Consider the following 17,690-nt stretch of genomic DNA (forward strand, 5'->3'; position numbering starts at 1 on the left):
AAGAAACTCGACGTGCACCAGGAAAGGTTGGACGCGTTACTTGATCGTTATCTATTGCCCCTGCCGGCCTGGTCAGGCGGTGGATGCCCCTCTACGGTCGCGGTCCTTCGACGGCTGGACCCGCTTGGGTTCGCCCGGCATCTTCGGATGGTCCGGTGGATAGGGCAGGTCCCCCTGCCCCTGCCGGTCGTCCCGTTCGGCCCATTCCAGCAGCGGCGTGATGTCCCACGGGGTGTCGTCGATCCCCGCGTGGGGATCACCGATCTTGGCCAACCGCTCGGGCACCGTGACCAGGTCGAAGTCGTCCGGCTCGACGTCGGGCAGCTCGTCCCAGGTGACCGGCGTGGAGACCGTGGCACGGGCGTTGGCCCGCAGCGAGTAGGCGCAGGCGATCGTCCGGTCCCGGGCCATCTGGTTGTAGTCCAGGAACACCCGCTGGCCGCGCTGCTCCTTCCACCAGGCCGTGGTCACCAGCTCGGGCCGGCGGCGCTCCACCTCGCGGGCGAAGGCGATCACCGCGCGGCGTACGTCGACGAACGTCCAGCGGGGTTGAATACGGACATAGACGTGCACACCGCGACCTCCGGAGGTCTTGGGGTATCCGGTGGCCCCCAACTCGGCGAGGAGTTGGCGCACCTCGGCAGCGGCGGCGACGGCGTCGACGAAGTCCGTGCCCGGCTGCGGATCCAGGTCGATGCGCAACTCGTCGGGGTGGTCCACGGAGGTGGCCCGGACCGGCCAGGGGTGGAACACCACGGTGCCCATCTGTGCCGCCCAGGCCACGTGCGCGAGGTCGACCGGGCACAACTCGTCCGCGCTACGGCCGCTCGGAAACCTGATCTGGGCGGTCTGTAGCCAGGCCGGCACACCCCGGGCCGGCACCCGCTTCTGGAAGAACATCTCCCCGGTCACCCCGTCGGGGAAACGTTGCAGCATGGTGGGCCGGTTCCGCAGGGCCCGCATGATCCCGTCGCCCACCGCGAGGTAGTAGTCGAACACGTCCCGCTTGGTGAAGCCACGCTCGGGGAAACAGATCCGGTCGGGACTGCTCAGCCGTACGCTGTGACCGGCCACCTCGATCTCGACGGCCGGTGTCTTCGTGCTGCCACCCATGTCGCGACCATAGGCCACCGGTGGGACATAAATCAGGCAACGCCCGGCACCGGCGGCCACGAACTCGTCCACCTGACCGGCCGATGATCACCGATCGTCGTACCGTTGGGGCATGGCTCTTGACCGGAGTGAACTACCCAAGTCAGAGGACGAGTGGCGGGTTCGGCTGTCCCCGGAGGAGTTCCGGGTGCTACGCCAGGCCGGCACCGAGCGTCCGTGGAGCGGCGAGTACGTCGAGACCAAGACCCCGGGGACGTACCACTGCCGGGCCTGCGGCGTGGAACTGTTCTCCAGCGACACCAAGTTCGACTCGCACTGCGGCTGGCCGAGCTTCGACCAGGCGCTGCCCGGCGCGATCCGGTACGTGGAGGACCGCTCGCACGGCATGGTCCGCACCGAGGTGCGCTGCGCGAACTGCGATTCGCACCTCGGGCACCGGTTCGAGGGTGAGGGCTACACCCCGGCGAACACCCGGTACTGCATCAACAGCGTCAGCCTCGACCTCGAGCCAGCCACTGGTTAGGCCCGCCCCTGTGCCCCCGGAGTCCTCCCCTCGAGGGGCACCACATGCCCCGGCGGGAAAGCTGCCGTGATGGGCAACCGACGTCATGGATCCGCCCGGTAGGGAGTCTGTGCGATCAGTGCGTTCGTTGCGCTACGAAGACGTACTCCCGCCCAGGGCGGTCTGGCGCGTCTCGAACGTCGAGGATGGTGAAACCGCTGGTCGCCAGGCTCTCCTCAACCTCTACTCGGCTGCGGAACCTGAGCGTGGAGTCGGACCACAACCTCAGACCGTCCGAGGCGAAGGTGTACGTGTACCGGAACGAGACATACGGCAGCGCCACCCTGGTGACTTCCCTGCGCTGCTCGACTTCGCCATCGCCAGGAATGTTCCGGGTGGCGTCGCCGGGAGCCACGTGACCGATGCGGCGCCGGGTTTGGACATGGCCACGTCGAGATGGGCGAAAATCGCATCGGGCACGGCAGTACCGTAGCGGTAACCAGATGGCCGCGACACACGATGACGGTCCATGTAGCCTGGGCTTGGTTTATCTGGACCCCGGGCGGCCAGGCATGACCTCTGCCAGGGATTCACCGGGTGTGGTAGACGGTTGCCCGACGTTGCATGGTGGCCACCTCCACCACCACGCGATCGTCGTGGATGGCATAGATGACTCGGTACTCGCCGCGCCTCGCCGAATGAAGTCCCGTCAACTCCGCGATCAGCGGCTTCCCGACCCGGTGAACGGCTGAGCTGCCCAGCGACAACGGCCCAGCCGGTTTCGCCGTTCCGGTTGCCGCGCCCGGTCCGGTGCCGCACCCTCGTTAGCGGGTGTCCGAAACGGGGGGTTTGTCATGGCTACCTGCGAGGTATGCGGTAACGACTATGCGATGTCGTTCGAGGTCCGGACGATCAGCGGCGACGTGCACGTCTTCGACTCGATCGAATGCGCTGCCTACCGGTTGGCACCGATCTGCGAGCACTGCCAGTGCCGGATCCTCGGACACGGGGTCGAGGTGTCCGGCCGGTTCTTCTGCTGCGCGCACTGCGCCCGCACGGTGGAGACCGTCGAGGGCGCCAAGATCCGCGACGCCGTACACGCCTGAGGCGCAAGGAAGGGCCCCTTTTTATCGCTTTCTGCCTTGGAAGGGCGCCTTCCCAACACCAAAGCGGGGTGGGCGGAGACGTCGGGCCTACTATCGCGGGATGCCACAGCACCAACTCACCGGGGTCCGACTGGCGTCCTTCGCCGACCTGGACGGCCGTACGCTGCACGACCTGCTCAAACTCCGTGTCGACGTGTTCGTGGTCGAGCAGGAGTGCCCGTACCCGGAGATCGACGGGCGGGACGTCGAGCCGGACACCCGGCACCTGTGGGTGGCGGAGGACGACACACCGGTGGCCTGCCTGCGACTGCTCGTCGACCCCGACGGCGTACGTCGGATCGGCCGGGTGGCGGTGGCGAAGTCGGCCCGGGGCCGGGGGTACGCCGACCGGCTGATGACCGAGGCACTGCGCCTGGTCGGGGCACACCCGTGCGTGCTGGACGCGCAGACGTACGTCGTCGACTTCTACCAGCGCCACGGGTTCACGGTCAGCGGGCCGGAATACCTCGAGGACGGCATCCCGCACCGCCCGATGCGCCGCGAGGCAGAGGAGTCGACGTCCTGCGCCACGCCCGGGAACTGACCCCGAAACCATCGCTCGGACGTTCCTGGCCCGGACGACGAGGAGCCGAGGCGGGTCAGCCCAGCGTGGCGGACCGGACGCCCGTAACGAACCGGGCCCAGGAGGTCGGGGCGAAGGCAAGCGCCGGACCGGCTGGGTCCTTGCTGTCCCGTACGGCGACCAGGCCGGGCAGGTTGTCCGCCACCTCGACGCAACTGCCCTCGGCCCCGCTGCGGCTGCTCTTGCGCCAGGATGCGCCGGTCAGGTCGGTCGGATTGGTCATCGGATTCCTTTCGTGGATACGCCGGCCTTCAGACCGGAAAGGAAACGGAACTACTGCGGTAGGGCAGGGGTAGCCGATCCACCGCCCTGGCGGACAGGCGTCTACCCGCACGCCGCCACAGGACTTACCGGTGAGCGCGCTAGCGTGTGAGCCATGTCCAGGACCGTGAAGCGGGCGTTCAAGTACCGCTTCTACCCGACCGAGGCACAGGCAGCGAAGCTGTCGCGCACGTTCGGCTGCGTCCGGAAGGTCTACAACATGGCGTTGCAGGCCCGCACCGAGGCATGGACCCTGCGGCAGGAACGGATCAACTACAACGCCACCAGCGCGATGCTCACCACATGGAAGAAGACCGAGGATCTGGCGTTCCTCAACGAGGTCTCCTCCGTGCCGTTGCAGCAGGCCCTGCGGCACCTGCAAGCCGCGTTCGCCAACTTCTTCGCCAAACGCGCCCGGTACCCGAGCTTCAAGTCCAAGAAGAAGTCCCGCAGGTCGGCGGAGTACACCACCAGCGCGTTCCGCTACCGCAACGGACAGTTGACTCTGGCGAAGATGGCCGAACCGCTGGACATCGTGTGGTCGCGGCCGTTGCCCGAGGACGCGTCGCCGTCCACCGTGACGGTGTCGCAGGACGCCGCTGGACGCTGGTTCGTGTCCCTGCTGTGCGACGACGTGATCACGCAGACGGCCGCCACCGGCCAGGTCGGGATCGACGCCGGGCTCGACAGCCTGCTCACCCTGTCCACCGGGGAGAAGGTCACCAACCCGCGCCATGAACGTGGCGACCGTGCCCGGCTTGCCCGCGCCCAGCGCCAACTCGCCCGCAAGCAGAAGGGGTCGATCAACCGGGCCAAGGCCCGGTTGAAGGTGGCCCGCGTCCACGCCCGGATCACCGACCGCAGGCGGGATCACCTGCACAAACTGACTACTCGGCTCGTTCGTGAGAACCAAACGATCGTGATCGAGGACCTGACTGTGCACAACATGGTCAGAAACCACACCCTTGCCAGGGCGATCAGCGACGCGGCCTGGCGGCAGTTTCGCACTCTGCTCGAATACAAAGCTGACTGGCACGGCCGGAACCTGGTTGTGGTGGACCGATGGTTCCCGTCGTCCAAACTGTGCTCGACGTGTGGCGCGCTCGCGCAGCGGATGCCGCTGGACGTGCGGACGTGGACCTGCCGATGCGGCAGCGTCCACGACCGGGACGTCAACGCGGCCCGCAACATTCTGGCGGAGGGGCTCTCCGTTACCGCCTGTGGAGCCGGTGTAAGACCTCAACGGGCGGAAGCCCGAACGAGGCAGTCGGTGTCGAAGCAGGAAAACCCAAGGGCGACCAAGGGAATCCCCGCCCGCTAGGGCGGCGGAGGATGTCAACGTGCCTCCCCTGCGAACGATGCGATCAGCTGTCGGGATTCTTTCTCGTCCAGCACGACCGCCGCTATGCCCGACCAGATCGCCTCGTAGCGTTCCAACTCCTGCGGGCGATCCAGATAGAGCGCGCCGGTGGGCCCCTCCTGGTAGACGACGCTCGGCTCCCGCTCGTGCAGCCTCGACTCCGGGAAGTCCAGCAGGGCGAAAGTGCCGGCGGTCGAGGCGGCGTGCGGTCCGGCCCAGAGCGGCAGCACCCGCAGGTCGACGTTCTCCTGCTCACCGAGCCGGAGCAGGTGCCGCAACTGCTCGACCATCGCCGCGTGATCGGTGAGCGGCCGGCGCAGCACCGCCTCGCTGAGGATGAACTCCAGGCTCGGTGCGGTCAGCCCCCGTCGGCGCAGCAACCGCTGCCGCCGCTGACGCAGCTGCACCCGGCGCTCCTGCTGCTCATCACTCCAATCTGGTCGGCCGACCCGGATCACCTCGGCCATGTAGGTCGGCGTCTGGAGCAGCCCGTGCACCAGCTCACCGTCGTAGTGTCGCAGCCGCGCCGCCTCGGTCTCCATCACCACGTACGGCTCGAACCACTCCGGCATGATGTCGTCGTACGCCTGCCACCAGCCCTTGGCCGTGCCCTGCCGCGCCAGGTCGACGAGCATGGCGGTCAACGGCGGCGGCGCGTTGTAGAGATCGCACAGCGTCTGTACGTCGCTCGGACGTACCGTGCCGATGCCCTGCTCGATGCGCCAGATCTTCTGCCGGGTGCAGTCCAGGACGTCACTGACCTTGTTGAGCGACAGATTGCCCTCGTCACGCAGTCGCTGGAGATAGCGACCGAGTTGCCTTCTCGGCATGCCCGAGGTCGTCTGTTTCATGACACGATCCTCCGTGTTACATCGCGCAACGTGGAGACGTTGCAGGATGGGATTCACCACCGCCAGAGGGCCGTCCACCAGCCCAAAATACGGTCGGTGACCAGTTCGTCGCGCGAATGTTAGTGGTGGAGTACGTGGTTTGGGAGGGGCCAGCAACGGGGGTGTTTCTGGCGTTGGGAAGGGCCGCTTTCTGCCGGGTTGGACTTGACCCTCACGCGGCGTGAGGCTCGAAACTCGGGCCGGTGAGAGATCCTGGAACAGTGACCACACCGTTCCGACACCGCGACACCGGCCCGATCCGCCCAGTGGCCGACGCCGACATCGACGTACCGGAAGACCTGACCGTCGGGCAGGTCGCGGCGCTGGTCGGGGTGAGCGTGCGGACGCTGCACCACTGGGACGAGATCGGCCTGGTACGCCCGAGCGGACGTACCCCCGCGGACTACCGGGTGTACTCCGGCGGTGACGTCGCCCGTATCCACCGGGTGCTCGTCTACCGCGAGTTGGGGATACACCTGGCCGAGGTCGCCCGGTTGCTCGACGACCCCGAGGTCGACGAGGTCGCACACCTGCGTCGACAACGTGAACTGCTCACCGACCGCATCTCCCACCTGCACGAGATGGTCTCGGCAGTCGATCGCATGTTGGAGGCGAAGCAGATGGGCAGACCACTCACCCCACAGGAGCAGAGCGAGATCTTCGGCACCGAATGGCGCCCCGACTGGGCCGAGGAAGCCGAGCGACGCTGGGGCGACACCCCGCAGTGGACACAGTTCCAGCAGCGTACGGCGGCGATGTCCCGGAAGGAACGCCAGCAGGCCAGGGCGGACGGTGAGACGCTCAACGCCGATCTGGCCGCCGCCAAGCGCCTCGGTGTCCGGGCCGGATCGGCCGAGGCCGACGTACTGGCCGAACGGCACCGCGCCATGATCAGCCAGGCCTACGACTGCACGTACTCGATGCAGGTGTGCCTCGCCCGGATGTACGTCGAGGACGCACGCTTCACCGCCTTCTACGAGGAGATCGAGCCGGGCCTGGCGGCCTGGCTGCGTCAGGTGATCGAGGCCAACGCCCGCAGCCACGGCGTGGACCCGGACACGGCAACCTGGCAGTAGGCCCATACGACGGCCCCCGGGGGCTCGCGTCGCCACCGGCTTATCGACTTGACTTTCACGTCGCGTCAGGCGGAAGCCTGGATGCCATGACGGAGACGACACATCGATGGCGACCGCCGAGGGAACATCAAGAGGCTCCCTCCGGCGGGGTCGTCGACGAGGCACGGCATCCCGTGGCGCGCCGGATCGCCGATGTCCTTTGGACGCCCGGGGGCCAGCAGCGGATGTTCCTGATCGACGACGAAGAAAACATCAGGCAGGCCATCCGGTACGGGGTACGCCTCGACAGCATCTACCGCACGACCGGCCACGAATCCGTGGATGGATCACTTCTCGCCGCGATTCCAGCCGAGGTCCCGCGCCATGTGCTCGCTGACGACGTGGCGAAGGGGCTCTTCCGGGCCGACAGAAGATCACGTGTTTTTGCGCTGGCCCGCCGGCCCGCCCTACCGAAACTGCCGGACCTGACAGGTCGTCCCGGCGACATCGTGGTGCTCGACGGGGTACGGCTGATGGGCAACATCGGCGCCGTAACCCGTACCGCGTGCGCGTTCGGCGCGGCTGGTGTCGTACTCGTGGACAGCGGACTCACCTCGACCGTCGACCGCAGGCTGGTACGCGCCAGCCGGGGAATGGTCTTCGCGGTGCCCGTCGTCCTCGCCACCGGGCAACAGTTGCAGGGCTACCTGCGTCGACAGGGTGTCCCGCTGGTGAGCCTCAGCCCTCGCGCATCGACGCCTCTCAGTGCGGCGGGTCACGTCGACCGACGCATAGCCCTGCTATTCGGCAGCGAGAAGAGAGGGGCCTCGGCGAGTCTGGAGAACAGCGCGACCCGCCGGTACCACGTGCCGATGAGCCCCGACGTCGAATCGCTCAACGTCTCCGTCGCCGCCGCGATCGCGCTGTACGAGCGCCGGACCCGTACCCGGCATTGGTGTTAGGAAGGGGCCCTTCCCAACACCAAAGCGGCGCCGCAGGTGTTCATTCGACTCGGCTTCCGGCATCGGGTTTGGAGCGTCATACCTCAGCTGTCGAAGCGTTGTTGGTTCCCGGGCTGACCAGGCCGCTCCGATAGGCCACGACGACTGCCTGGACCCGGTCGCGCAGCCCGAGTTTGGCCAGAATGTGGGCGACATGGGTCTTGATCGTCGCCTCGGACAGGTGCAACGCGGCAGCGAGTTCGGCATTGTTGAGGCCCTGGGCCAGATGGCGCAGGACGTCGAGTTCGCGTGGGGTCAGGGCGTTCAGGCCGTCGTAGGTGGTGTTGGTTTCCGGTGTGCGGTCGACAAAGCGTTCGACGAGCCGACGGGTGATGGCCGGGGCGAGAAGAGCGTCGCCGATGCGTACGAGTCGTACGGTCGCGGTGAGCTGTTCCGGCGTCACGTCCTTGAGCAGGAACCCGCTGGCCCCGGCGGTCAGGGCGGCGTAGACGTAGCGGTCCAGGTCGAACGTGGTGAGCATGATGATTCGCGTGGTGTGCTGGGTGTCGTCGGCGACGATGCGGCGGGTGGCTTCCAGCCCGTCCATTTCCGGCATGCGAATGTCCATGAGGACCACATCCGGCCGGGTGCGGCGTACGGCGTCGACCGCTTCGGTTCCGTTGGCCGCCTCGGCGACGACGTCGATGCCCTCCTCGGCGAGGATCAGCCGGAAGCCAGTGCGGACCAATGCCTGGTCGTCGGCGATGACGACGCGCAGTGGGTCGCTCATATCGTCTCCAGGGGGATGCGGGCCTTGACACGGTAGCCGCCGGTGGGGCGGCGGGTGGTGTCGAGGTGCCCGCCGTACAGGGCGAGCCGCTCGCGTAGGCCGATGAGGCCCCGGCCGTTGCCGGTGGCGGCTGACGCAGTCGGCGGCCCTCCGGTGTCGGTCACTTCGACACCCAACTCGTCGGGGGTGTAGGCGATGGTGACGGTCGCGTCGGTGCCGGCGGCATGTTTGACGGTGTTGGTCAGTGCCTCCTGGACGACGCGGTAGGCGGTCAGGTCGACGCCGGACGGCACCGGCCGCACCTGACCATTCACGGTCAGCTGCACCGTGACACCGGCGTCACGTACCCGGGCGACGAGTTCGTCGAGCTGGTCGAGGCCCGGTTGGGGGGCCAGGCCAGCGTCCTCGCCGTCCATGCTGAGGAGGCCCATGACGTGGCGCAGTTCGGTCATCGCGGCCCGGCCGCCGGACTCGACGGCCAGCAACGCTTCACGGGCCCGTTCGGGTTTCCTGTCCATGATCTTTCGAGCGGCGCCGGCCTGGATGACCATCATGCTGACGTTGTGTGTGACGACGTCGTGCAGTTCGCGGGCGATGCGGGCACGTTCGAGTTCGGTGGCCCGCCGAACGGCCTCGGCCTGCTCGCGTTCGAGGGCCTCGACCTGCGCGCGGCCATCGTCGGTACGTTGTCGCCAGGTACGCAGCCCGTTGGCGGCCACGGTGAGGGGCACCAGGATGAACAGCGGCACGTACTGATTGGGCACGGTCGGCAACTCGGCCCCGGTGAGCGACCCGGCGGCCAGGACCATGACCGGCATGCTGACCAGTGTGGCGACGCGGTAGGGGCTGTACGCAGCGGCGCTGTATGCGGCGATGACGCAGGCGTAGAACGTCAGCCGGGGCGCGGCCTCCGGGGTCAGCGCCGCCGCAATGATCACTACCCACAGCACGCCGAGGGGATAGCGGCGGCGCCACGCCAGCGGTATCGAGGCGGAAAGTACCAGCGCAACCGCGAAGAGCAGGTAGCCGAGGTCGGGCCCGTCGGCCGGCACCAGCAGCGGCGGGTCGGGGGGCGGGTCCGCGGCCGTCGGCGGCGGTGGGGGGAGCGGGTCGGGGAGCGTGTCGGGACGGGATCCGTCGATGTTGCCGGTGAGGGCGTAGTAGACGACGGTGACGGTGACGAACCCGGCGAGGAGGACATCGAAGACCCAGTTGCGCAACGATGGGAGCGGCCGGGGTCCCGAGACGCGTCTCAGTACTTGCACCCACCTCCAGCGATCGACCACTGCCAGCGCATTCATCACGTGATCATTCTGCTGGACGCCCCGGTGGAGCAGCATCGCTCCTGCGTCGGGATGGGCTACATCGTGCGGCTACGCCAAAAGGATGAGCTGCGATCGCCTCGTCCGAGAGAGGCAGCCAAGATGCCTCGCCTGACCGACGCGTGGGTCGCCGTGGTCGACCTAGCGTCATGACGTCAGGAAGCGATCATGAACGGAGCCCCATGACAAACCCGATGATCGAGCTGTGCGACGTGACCCGCGCCTACGACGAAGGCCCACCCGCGTTGTCGCAGGCGTCGCTGACCGTGCGCCAGGGGGAGGCGGTGGCGATCCTCGGCCCATCCGGCAGTGGCAAGTCCACCCTGCTGAACCTGATCGCCGGACTCGACCGACCTGACTCGGGAACCGTCACGGTCAACGGAATCCGAGTCGACCGGCTCGGCGAGGCGGGGACGGCGAAGTACCGTCGCGAATCGGTCGGCATGGTCTTCCAGTTCTTCAACCTCCTCGACGACCTGACCGTCGCCGACAACGTGGTGCTGCCCGCCCAGTTGGCCGGGATGCCGCGCACGGCCGCCCATCGGCGCGCCGCCGAACTTCTGGAAGCCCTGGGCATCGCACGACACGCCCGCGCCTATCCCGGACGGTTGTCCGGCGGGCAGCGCCAGCGGGTCGCCGTCGCCCGGGCGTTGATGAACCGGCCGCCGCTGCTGCTGGCCGACGAACCGACCGGCGCACTCGACCGCGCCTCCGGGGAGGACGTCGCGGGTCTGCTGCGCGACCTCAACGCCGACGGGCAGACCATCGTCCTGGTCACCCACGACCTCGCCCTGGCCCAGTCGTGCACATCCCGCACGGTTGAGCTGGTCGACGGACGTATCGTCGCCGACCTGGCGGTCGCCCGATGAGCGCCGTCGGGCTCGTGCTGCGTACCGGCGTACGGAAGCGTCGCGTGCAGACCATCGTGATCGGGCTCGCGACGTTGATGGCGGTGACCGCATCGGTCCTCGGTGGAGCCCTGCTGGTGGTGTCGAGCGCACCATTCGACGCCGCCTTCGCCGCGCAGAACGGCGCGCACCTGAGCGCGACCTTCGACCCGGCGCTGGTCACCCCCGACCGGCTGACCTCGTCCCACGCCGACGGCGTCACCGCGACGGCCGGGCCCTACCCGGTGGTCACCGTCACCGCACAGATCGACGATAGCGGGAGTCTGCCGCTGAACCTGGTGGGCCGGGACGACCCGAACCCGGCCGTCGACCAGCTCACCCTCGTCAAAGGCGAATGGGCGGACGCCCCCGGCGAAGTCGTACTGTCGGACGGGGGCTGGATCGATCCGCTGGGCATGAAACTGGTCCTACCCAACCTGCCGGGTGGCCCCACCCTCACCGTGGTCGGCACCGCCAGGTCGGCCAGCCAGAGCGCCGACGGCTGGGTCAGCAGCACACAAGCCGGTGTCCTGACCATGTCGGGCAGGCCGGACGGCTACCAGATGCTCTACCGGCTCGCCGCCTCCGACACGACCGCTGCGATCGACGCCGCCCGGACAGCGGTCTCCGCGGGCCTGCCCACCCAGGCGATGATCGGATCGCAGTCCTGGCTCGACATCAAACGGGTCGCCGAGCAGGAAACCGCGATCTACGTTCCGTTCCTCATGGCGTTCGGCATTCTCGGCCTGGTCATGTCGGTGCTGATCGTCGGCAACGTCGTCGCCGCAGCCGTCAGCTCGGGCACCCGCCGCATCGGCGTACTCAAAGCCGTCGGCTTCACCCCCGCCCAGGTCGTACGCACCTATCTCGGCCAGGCGCTGATCCCCGCCGCCGTCGGCACCACCCTCGGCGTGCTCGCCGGGCATCTGCTCGCCATCCCCATCCTGGCCGAGACGAGCGACGTGTACGGCTCGGCGACCCTGACCGTCCCGCTGTGGATCGACGTTGTCGTCGCTGCCGGCGTCCTCGGACTGGTAGCCGCGACGGCATGGGCCGCTTCGTGGCGAGCCGGCCGGCTGCGCACCATCGACGCACTCGCCGTCGGCCGCACACCGCAGGCCGGGCGCGGACAGACGATCGCCCGACTGACCGCCCGGCTGCCGTTGTCCCGGCCGATCACGCTCGGGTTGGCGCGCCCTTTCACCCGGCCGGTACGCACCCTCGCCATGATCGCCGCCGTCGTCTTCGGCGCCACCTCCGTCACCTTCGCCGTCGGGCTGGGCACCTCACTCAACGAAGTTCTGGTCGCCCGCCGGCACAACACCGCCGACGTCACGGTGGCCGCCATCCCGCCTGCCGTTGGACCGGACGGCCGACCCGACGGCCCGCCACCGAAGCTGCCCGCCGACACCTCGGCGATCACCGCCGCGATCCACGCGCAACCGGGTACGAAGTACAGCCTCGCTTCCGCTTCGGTGACCGTTGCCGGAATGAGCGGCATCACCAAGCTCAACGCGTTCACCGGTGACGCCAGGCGGGGCGGCTACAGCATGATCGAAGGCGAATGGTTCGACGCACCCGGCGAAGCCGTCGCGCCCACCGGGTTCCTGACGACCACCGGCCGAAGGATCGGCGATTCGGTGACCCTGAACGTCGGAGGCCAGCACGTCACCCTGCGCCTCGTCGGCGAAGTCTTCGACATCACCAACGACGGCATGAGCATCTACACCGACGCCACCAACCTCACCACGCCGGTTCCGGTCGCCATCATCAAGATCTCGCTCACGCCGGGGACCGACACCACCGCCTACGCCAACGCGCTCGAACAGGCACTCCAGCCACTGGGCGCGACCACCAGGGCCTCGACCGCCGTGGGTGGCGACATGATCGTCGTGCTCAACGGCCTCACCGCGATCCTCACCCTGATGCTGGTCACCGTTGCCGGCCTCGGCGTACTCAACACGGTCCTGCTCGACACCCGGGAACGTGTCCGCGACATCGGTATCCACAAGGCGATCGGGATGACGCCTCGGCAGACGATCACGAGTGTCCTGTCGTCGGTCGCCGTCAACGGCCTGATCGGCGGGGCCATCGGAGTAGCGGCCGGCATGATCGTGCACCGCGCGGTCGTACCCGCCATGGGTGACGCCGCCGGCACCCGCCTGCCGCAGGTCGCCTTCGACGTGTACCCGGCACTGCTCGTGGCGCTGCTCGGACTGGGCGGGCTGGTCATCGCACTCGCCGGCGCACTGCCCGCCGCCACCTGGGCGGCTCGGATCCGTACGACCGTGGCGCTGCGAACCGAGTGACGCTACGACCGTGGCGCAGCGAACCGAGTGACGCTACGACCGCGGCGCAGCCCGCGTGAGAAAGGGCCCCTTCCTATCCCGAGAAGCGATAGGAAGGGGCCCTCCTGACACCAGAGCTACGGCAGGGTGGCGACCAGGTCGGCGACGGAACGGCGGCGGCCGGTAAAGAAGGGGGTCTCCTCACGGACGTGCCGGCGGGCCCGGGAGCCGCGCAGGTCCCGCATCAGGTCCACGATCCGGTGCAGTTCGTCGGCCTCGAAGGCCAGCATCCACTCGTAGTCACCCAGCGCGAACGAGGCGACCGTGTTCGCCCGTACGTCGGCGTAGCCCCGGGCCATCTGCCCGTGCTCGGACAGCAGCTCACGCCGCTCGGCGTCGGGCAGCAGGTACCACTCGTAGGAGCGGACGAACGGGTAGACGCAGAGGTAGTCGCGGGCCTGCTCACCGGCCAGGAACGCGGGGATGTGGCTCTTGTTGAACTCGGCCGGCCGGTGCAGCGCCAACTGCGACCAGACCGGGGCCAGGTTGCGGCCCAACGCGGTGCGTCGGAACAGCCCGTACGCCTCCTGGAGGTCGTCGCTCGACGTCGCATGCCACCAGATCATGAGGTCCGCGTCGGCCCGCAGCCCGGACACGTCGTAGGTGCCCCGCACCACCACGTCCTTGCTGGCGAGCTGCTCGAAGAGCGACTCGACCTCCGAGGCGAGACCGTCACGCAACGCGGGCAACGGCTGGGCCGCCCGGAAGACCGACCACATCGTGTAGCGGATGCTCGCGTTCAACTCGCGCAGCCGGGCCGCGTTGGACTGTTCCGCAGTCATGACCTCACCCTTCCAAGGCTTTGATGATCTCGTCAGCCGCTGTTTCCCCGGAGCGTACGCAGATCGGGATGCCCACCCCGTCGTAGCCGGCACCGGCCAGCGTGAGCGTCGGATGCTCGGCCCGCAGGGTGGCCCGTGCGGCGGCCACCCGGTCCGGGTGTCCCGGGGTGTACTGCGGCAGCGCCCCGCCCCACCGCTGCACGTACGTCTCGACCGGTGCCGGTAGCGCGGTCCCGAGCGCGGTGGACAGCTCCCGGTGCACGGTCGCCACCAACTCGTCGTCCGGCCGCTGTAGCAGGTGCTCCTCGCCGTACCGGCCGATCGAGGCGCGTACCAGGATCATCCCGTCCGGACGACGCAGATGTCCCCACTTCGTGGTGAAGAAGGTGGCTGCCTTGATCAGGGTGCCCTCGGTCGCCGGCACCAGGAAGCCGGACAGGGCCGGCAGTGCCGTCTCCGGCAGCGCCATGGCGACCAGCCCGATGCTGGCGTAGTCGAGCCCACCGACCAGCGCCGCCACCCCGACGTCGACCTCGGAGAGCAGGCGTCCCGCCGGCCGGGCCGGCAGGGCCAGCACCACCGCGTCGACCTCGACCAGCTCCGGATCGCGGGCCGGGCCGACCACCAACCGCCAGCCGGTCGGGGTGGCGGTCAGTTCGCGTACCGCCGCGTTCAACCGGATCTCCGCGCTGACCCCGCCGGCATTGTCGGTGTCCGGTGTCTCGATCGCGTCGGCCGCCGCCGTCACCAGCCGGCTGAGTCCGCCGGCCACGGTGGCGAAGACCGGCGCGCCGGTCGGTCGGGGTGCCGCCGCCATCGCGGCTCGGACCGCCCCGACGAGGGTGTGTTCGGTGCGCGCCGCCCGGGCCAGACCGGGCATGGTGGCGACCAGGGAGAGCCCGTCGGCCCGACCGGCGTACACCCCGCCCAGCAGCGGGTCGACCAGCCGGTCGACCACCTCGTCGCCGAGCCGGCGACGGATCAGCTCACCGACGGTCAGGTCCTCGTCCGGCCCGATCAGCGGCTGACCACCGTCGTGGTCGCGCTCCGCCGCCGGCTGGGCGATCTCGGCCACCTTCGCCAGATCCCCCGGTACGCCCATCAGCGTGCCACCGGGTACGGGTTTCAGCTCACCGTCGACGTAGATCGCCGCCTGGCCGGTGGACGGGTGCACCAGCGCGTCGGCCAACCCGAGCCGGCGGGCCAGGGTCACCATGGCCGACTCCGCGCCGGTCGGATCTCGCATCAGAAACGCCTCGGCACCGGCTTCGACCGGCGAGCCGGCCAGTGAGCCGGTGCGCAGCTTGCCGCCGAGCGCGCCGGACTGTTCGTACACGGTGATCCTGGTGCCGGCCGGGGCCTGGTCGCGCAGCCGTAGCGCGGCGGCCAACCCCGTGATACCACCACCCACCACAGCGATCCTGGACGGTGTCCGCATACCCACACCCTGTCAGGTCTCGACTTGGCCTCAGCGTCCGGGCGGGTTGTTGTGTGAGATTCGCGGCTCGGGCCTAATGGCCCTTGTCAACGAACGGGGGTTCGCCATGGACAGGCGTCATGTCCTTCATCGAACATTTCTAGCTGGTCTGCTGGTGCTGGTCACGGCCACCGGTTGCAGCGGCAGCGACCGGGACACCACCGACCCGACGACCGCCGAACCGACCTCTGCCGAGGTCGTCGGGGCGGGCGACCACCTCCTGAAGCTGTCGGTCGACGGCAGGGAGCGGACCTACCGGCTGCACGCCCCGCCCGGCTTCACCGCCGGCAGGCCGGTTCCGGTGGTGATCGGGCTGCATTTCTATCCCGCCAACGGCTCGGCCCTGCAAGAGATGATCGGCTTGGACGAGCTGGCTGACCAGCACGGGTTCCTGACCGTCTATCCGGACGGCGTCAACGGCGGCTACAACGCGCTGACCTGCTGCGGCGAGGAGGACGATGTCGGGTTCGTCCGGGCGCTGGTCGACCGGCTCAGGAGCCGCTGGGCCGCCGACCCGCAACGGCTCTACCTCACCGGCATCTCCAACGGCGGGGACATGGCCTTCCGGCTGGCCGTCGAACTGCCCGACACCTTCGCCGCGATCGCCCCGGTGAGCGGCGGCTTCATCGGCGAGAGGACCAGCGACGCGAACTACCGGCCGAAGAGTCCGGTCTCGGTGCTGACCTTCATCGGCGGCCAGGACCGCTACGCCGCCCAGTTCGACGCCGGCATCACCCGTTGGCAGGAGCGGCTCGGCTGCCAGCCGGGGCGTCCCAGCACCGCCGGCCAGCCCGGTCCGATCACCCGTACGGCGACGACCTGCCCGGACGGCAGTCAGGTGGTCGTCTTCCGGCTGCCCCGGATGGGGCACAACTGGCCCGGAGCGACCCAGGGTCGGCTGGCCGCACCGGACGCCGGGATCGTCGCCACGGAGCTGATGTGGGAGTTCTTCGCCGGCCAGCAGCGCCGGTCGGCATAGCGACCGAGGTCTCGGCGGGCCAGGGTCGACGGCCGGGCCCAGTCGACGACAGCGGCCCGGTCAGCGGCTGTGCCGGAGGGCACAGCCGCTGCGGGCGTCACGTTTGCAGTTGCCGGGGACGGCCCGGTTACCGTGCCGACAGGTCGTGCACCAGCTCGACGACCCGGGTGAGGACCTCGGGATCCGTCTCGGGCAGCACGCCGTGGCCGAGGTTGAACACGTGCCCGGGGGCAGCCTGTCCCTCGTGCAGGATCCGACGCACCTCCGCCTCGATCACCGGCCACGGCGCAAACAGCAGGCACGGGTCGAGGTTGCCCTGTACGGCCTTGTCCGGACCGATCCGCACGGTGGCCGCGTCCAACGGCGTACGCCAGTCGACCCCGACCACGTCCGCGCCGGCCTCCCCCATGGCCCCGAGCAGCTCGGCGGTGCCCACCCCGAAGTGGATCCGCGGCACCCCGGTGTCGGCCAGCCCGGTCAGCACTGCCGTGGAGTGCGGCAGCACGTACTCGCGATAGTCGGCCTCGGACAGGGCACCGGCCCAGGAGTCGAAGAGTTGCACGGCGGAGACGCCGGCCCGGATCTGCACCCGCAGGAACTCGGCGGTGATCTCGGCCAGCCGGCCGCAGAGCGCGTGCCAGACCTCCGGCGCGCCGTACATGAGCGCCTTGGTCCGGACGTGGTTACGCGACGGCCCGCCCTCGACGAGGTAGCTGGCCAGCGTGAACGGCGCACCGGCGAAGCCGATCAACGGGGTGTCCCCCAGCTCGGCGACCAGCAGTCGAACGGCTTCGTCCACAAACGACACGTCGTCGACCGTGATCGGCCGCAGCCGCTCCACGTCGGCGGCGGTACGCACCGGATCGGCCACGACCGGGCCGGTTCCGGGCACGATGTCCAGATCGATCCCGGCGGCGGCGACCGGTACGACGATGTCGCTGAAGAGGATCGCCGCATCGACACCGTGCCGGCGCACCGGCTGCATCGTGATCTCGCACACCAGTTCCGGCCGACGGCACGACTCCAGCATCGGGATGCCGGCCCGGATCTCCCGGTACTCCGGCAGTGACCGGCCAGCCTGACGCATGAACCAGACCGGGGTGTGCGGCACCGGTTGACGCCGGCACGCTCGGACAAACGGTGAGTCAGCGGGTCCGCCCGACGCAGGTTCCCCGCCTCGGGCACGGCCCGTAATCGTGGTGCTCATCGGCGCCATCGTGCCACGTGATCAGTTGCGTTCGGCGGGCACCGCCCG

The 17,690-nt window shown here is 69.0% G+C and carries 17 protein-coding genes; 9 read left to right on the forward strand and 8 right to left on the reverse strand.

The genetic code is table 11. The features are described 5' to 3' along the window. Positions 1-72: 72 nt before the first annotated feature. Positions 73-1,113, reverse strand: coding sequence for a non-homologous end-joining DNA ligase (gene ligD, locus ACFQ4H_RS25460; RefSeq protein ID WP_377575080.1), 1,041 nt, complete (start codon positions 1,111-1,113; stop codon positions 73-75). Positions 1,114-1,225: 112 nt separating this feature from the next. On the opposite strand from ligD, the gene msrB reads away from it, so the two are divergent. The 3 genes from msrB to ACFQ4H_RS25475 all read left to right on the forward strand — a co-directional run bounded on the left by msrB (position 1,226) and on the right by ACFQ4H_RS25475 (position 3,304). After that, positions 1,226-1,636, forward strand: a complete 411-nt coding sequence (msrB, locus tag ACFQ4H_RS25465; protein WP_377575082.1) for a peptide-methionine (R)-S-oxide reductase MsrB — start codon at positions 1,226-1,228, stop codon at positions 1,634-1,636. Positions 1,637-2,469: 833 nt separating this feature from the next. Next, positions 2,470-2,721 carry a Prokaryotic metallothionein gene (locus tag ACFQ4H_RS25470; protein WP_377575085.1) on the forward strand — a complete coding sequence of 84 codons (252 nt, stop codon included), beginning with the start codon at positions 2,470-2,472 and terminating at the stop codon, positions 2,719-2,721. A gap of 100 nt (positions 2,722-2,821) precedes the next feature. Then, positions 2,822-3,304, forward strand: coding sequence for a GNAT family N-acetyltransferase (locus tag ACFQ4H_RS25475; RefSeq protein WP_377575088.1), 483 nt, complete (start codon positions 2,822-2,824; stop codon positions 3,302-3,304). 55 nt (positions 3,305-3,359) lie between these two features. Here ACFQ4H_RS25475 and ACFQ4H_RS25480 read toward each other — a convergent pair whose 3' ends face one another. Further along, positions 3,360-3,566, reverse strand: coding sequence for a DUF397 domain-containing protein (locus ACFQ4H_RS25480; protein WP_377575091.1), 207 nt, complete (start codon positions 3,564-3,566; stop codon positions 3,360-3,362). 153 nt (positions 3,567-3,719) lie between these two features. Between ACFQ4H_RS25480 and ACFQ4H_RS25485 the strand changes: the two genes are divergently transcribed. After that, positions 3,720-4,925 carry an RNA-guided endonuclease InsQ/TnpB family protein gene (locus ACFQ4H_RS25485; RefSeq protein ID WP_377575094.1) on the forward strand — a complete coding sequence of 402 codons (1,206 nt, stop codon included), beginning with the start codon at positions 3,720-3,722 and terminating at the stop codon, positions 4,923-4,925. A 14-nt stretch (positions 4,926-4,939) separates the two neighbouring features. Here the strand turns inward: ACFQ4H_RS25485 and ACFQ4H_RS25490 are convergent, their stop codons facing one another. Next, positions 4,940-5,815: a helix-turn-helix domain-containing protein gene (locus tag ACFQ4H_RS25490; RefSeq protein WP_377575097.1), complete on the reverse strand. Its 876-nt coding sequence runs from the start codon at positions 5,813-5,815 to the stop codon at positions 4,940-4,942. A gap of 260 nt (positions 5,816-6,075) precedes the next feature. Between ACFQ4H_RS25490 and ACFQ4H_RS25495 the strand changes: the two genes are divergently transcribed. Further along, positions 6,076-6,930 (forward strand): MerR family transcriptional regulator, encoded by an 855-nt coding sequence (locus ACFQ4H_RS25495; RefSeq protein ID WP_377575100.1) that lies wholly within the window; start codon positions 6,076-6,078, stop codon positions 6,928-6,930. Positions 6,931-7,016: 86 nt separating this feature from the next. Next, the gene (locus ACFQ4H_RS25500) at positions 7,017-7,871 is read left to right on the forward strand and encodes a TrmH family RNA methyltransferase (protein ID WP_377575103.1); all 855 of its coding nucleotides are present in this window, start codon (positions 7,017-7,019) and stop codon (positions 7,869-7,871) included. A 76-nt stretch (positions 7,872-7,947) separates the two neighbouring features. Here the strand turns inward: ACFQ4H_RS25500 and ACFQ4H_RS25505 are convergent, their stop codons facing one another. Then, positions 7,948-8,640, reverse strand: a complete 693-nt coding sequence (locus ACFQ4H_RS25505; RefSeq protein WP_377575106.1) for a response regulator — start codon at positions 8,638-8,640, stop codon at positions 7,948-7,950. Further along, positions 8,637-9,860 (reverse strand): sensor histidine kinase, encoded by a 1,224-nt coding sequence (locus ACFQ4H_RS25510; protein WP_377575109.1) that lies wholly within the window; start codon positions 9,858-9,860, stop codon positions 8,637-8,639. The genes ACFQ4H_RS25505 and ACFQ4H_RS25510 overlap by 4 nt, the downstream gene beginning before the upstream one ends. Positions 9,861-10,144: 284 nt before the next feature. Here ACFQ4H_RS25510 and ACFQ4H_RS25515 point away from each other — a divergent pair, with 284 nt between their 5' ends. Both ACFQ4H_RS25515 and ACFQ4H_RS25520 read left to right on the forward strand, forming a co-directional pair. Then, a complete protein-coding gene (locus ACFQ4H_RS25515; protein WP_377575111.1) occupies positions 10,145-10,831 on the forward strand; it encodes an ABC transporter ATP-binding protein in 687 nt (228 codons plus the stop codon). After that, a complete protein-coding gene (locus tag ACFQ4H_RS25520; protein ID WP_377575114.1) occupies positions 10,828-13,158 on the forward strand; it encodes an ABC transporter permease in 2,331 nt (776 codons plus the stop codon). Before ACFQ4H_RS25515 ends, ACFQ4H_RS25520 begins: the two co-directional genes overlap by 4 nt. 116 nt (positions 13,159-13,274) lie before the next feature. On the opposite strand, the gene hemQ is transcribed toward ACFQ4H_RS25520, so the two are convergent. Both hemQ and hemG read right to left on the reverse strand, forming a co-directional pair. Further along, entirely contained in the window at positions 13,275-13,979 is a 705-nt protein-coding gene (gene hemQ, locus ACFQ4H_RS25525) for a hydrogen peroxide-dependent heme synthase (protein WP_377575117.1), read from the reverse strand. A gap of 4 nt (positions 13,980-13,983) precedes the next feature. Then, entirely contained in the window at positions 13,984-15,417 is a 1,434-nt protein-coding gene (gene hemG, locus ACFQ4H_RS25530) for a protoporphyrinogen oxidase (protein WP_377575120.1), read from the reverse strand. Positions 15,418-15,523: 106 nt separating this feature from the next. On the opposite strand from hemG, the gene ACFQ4H_RS25535 reads away from it, so the two are divergent. Continuing rightward, positions 15,524-16,435, forward strand: coding sequence for a CE1 family esterase (locus tag ACFQ4H_RS25535; protein ID WP_377575123.1), 912 nt, complete (start codon positions 15,524-15,526; stop codon positions 16,433-16,435). Positions 16,436-16,562: 127 nt separating this feature from the next. Here ACFQ4H_RS25535 and hemE read toward each other — a convergent pair whose 3' ends face one another. After that, complete coding sequence (hemE, locus tag ACFQ4H_RS25540; protein WP_377575125.1) at positions 16,563-17,651, reverse strand: uroporphyrinogen decarboxylase; 1,089 nt, start codon at positions 17,649-17,651, stop codon at positions 16,563-16,565. Positions 17,652-17,690: the final 39 nt, after the last annotated feature.

The sequence above is a fragment of the Micromonospora sonneratiae genome (genome assembly GCF_042679305.1).
GTDB lineage: Bacteria > Actinomycetota > Actinomycetes > Mycobacteriales > Micromonosporaceae > Micromonospora_H > Micromonospora_H sonneratiae.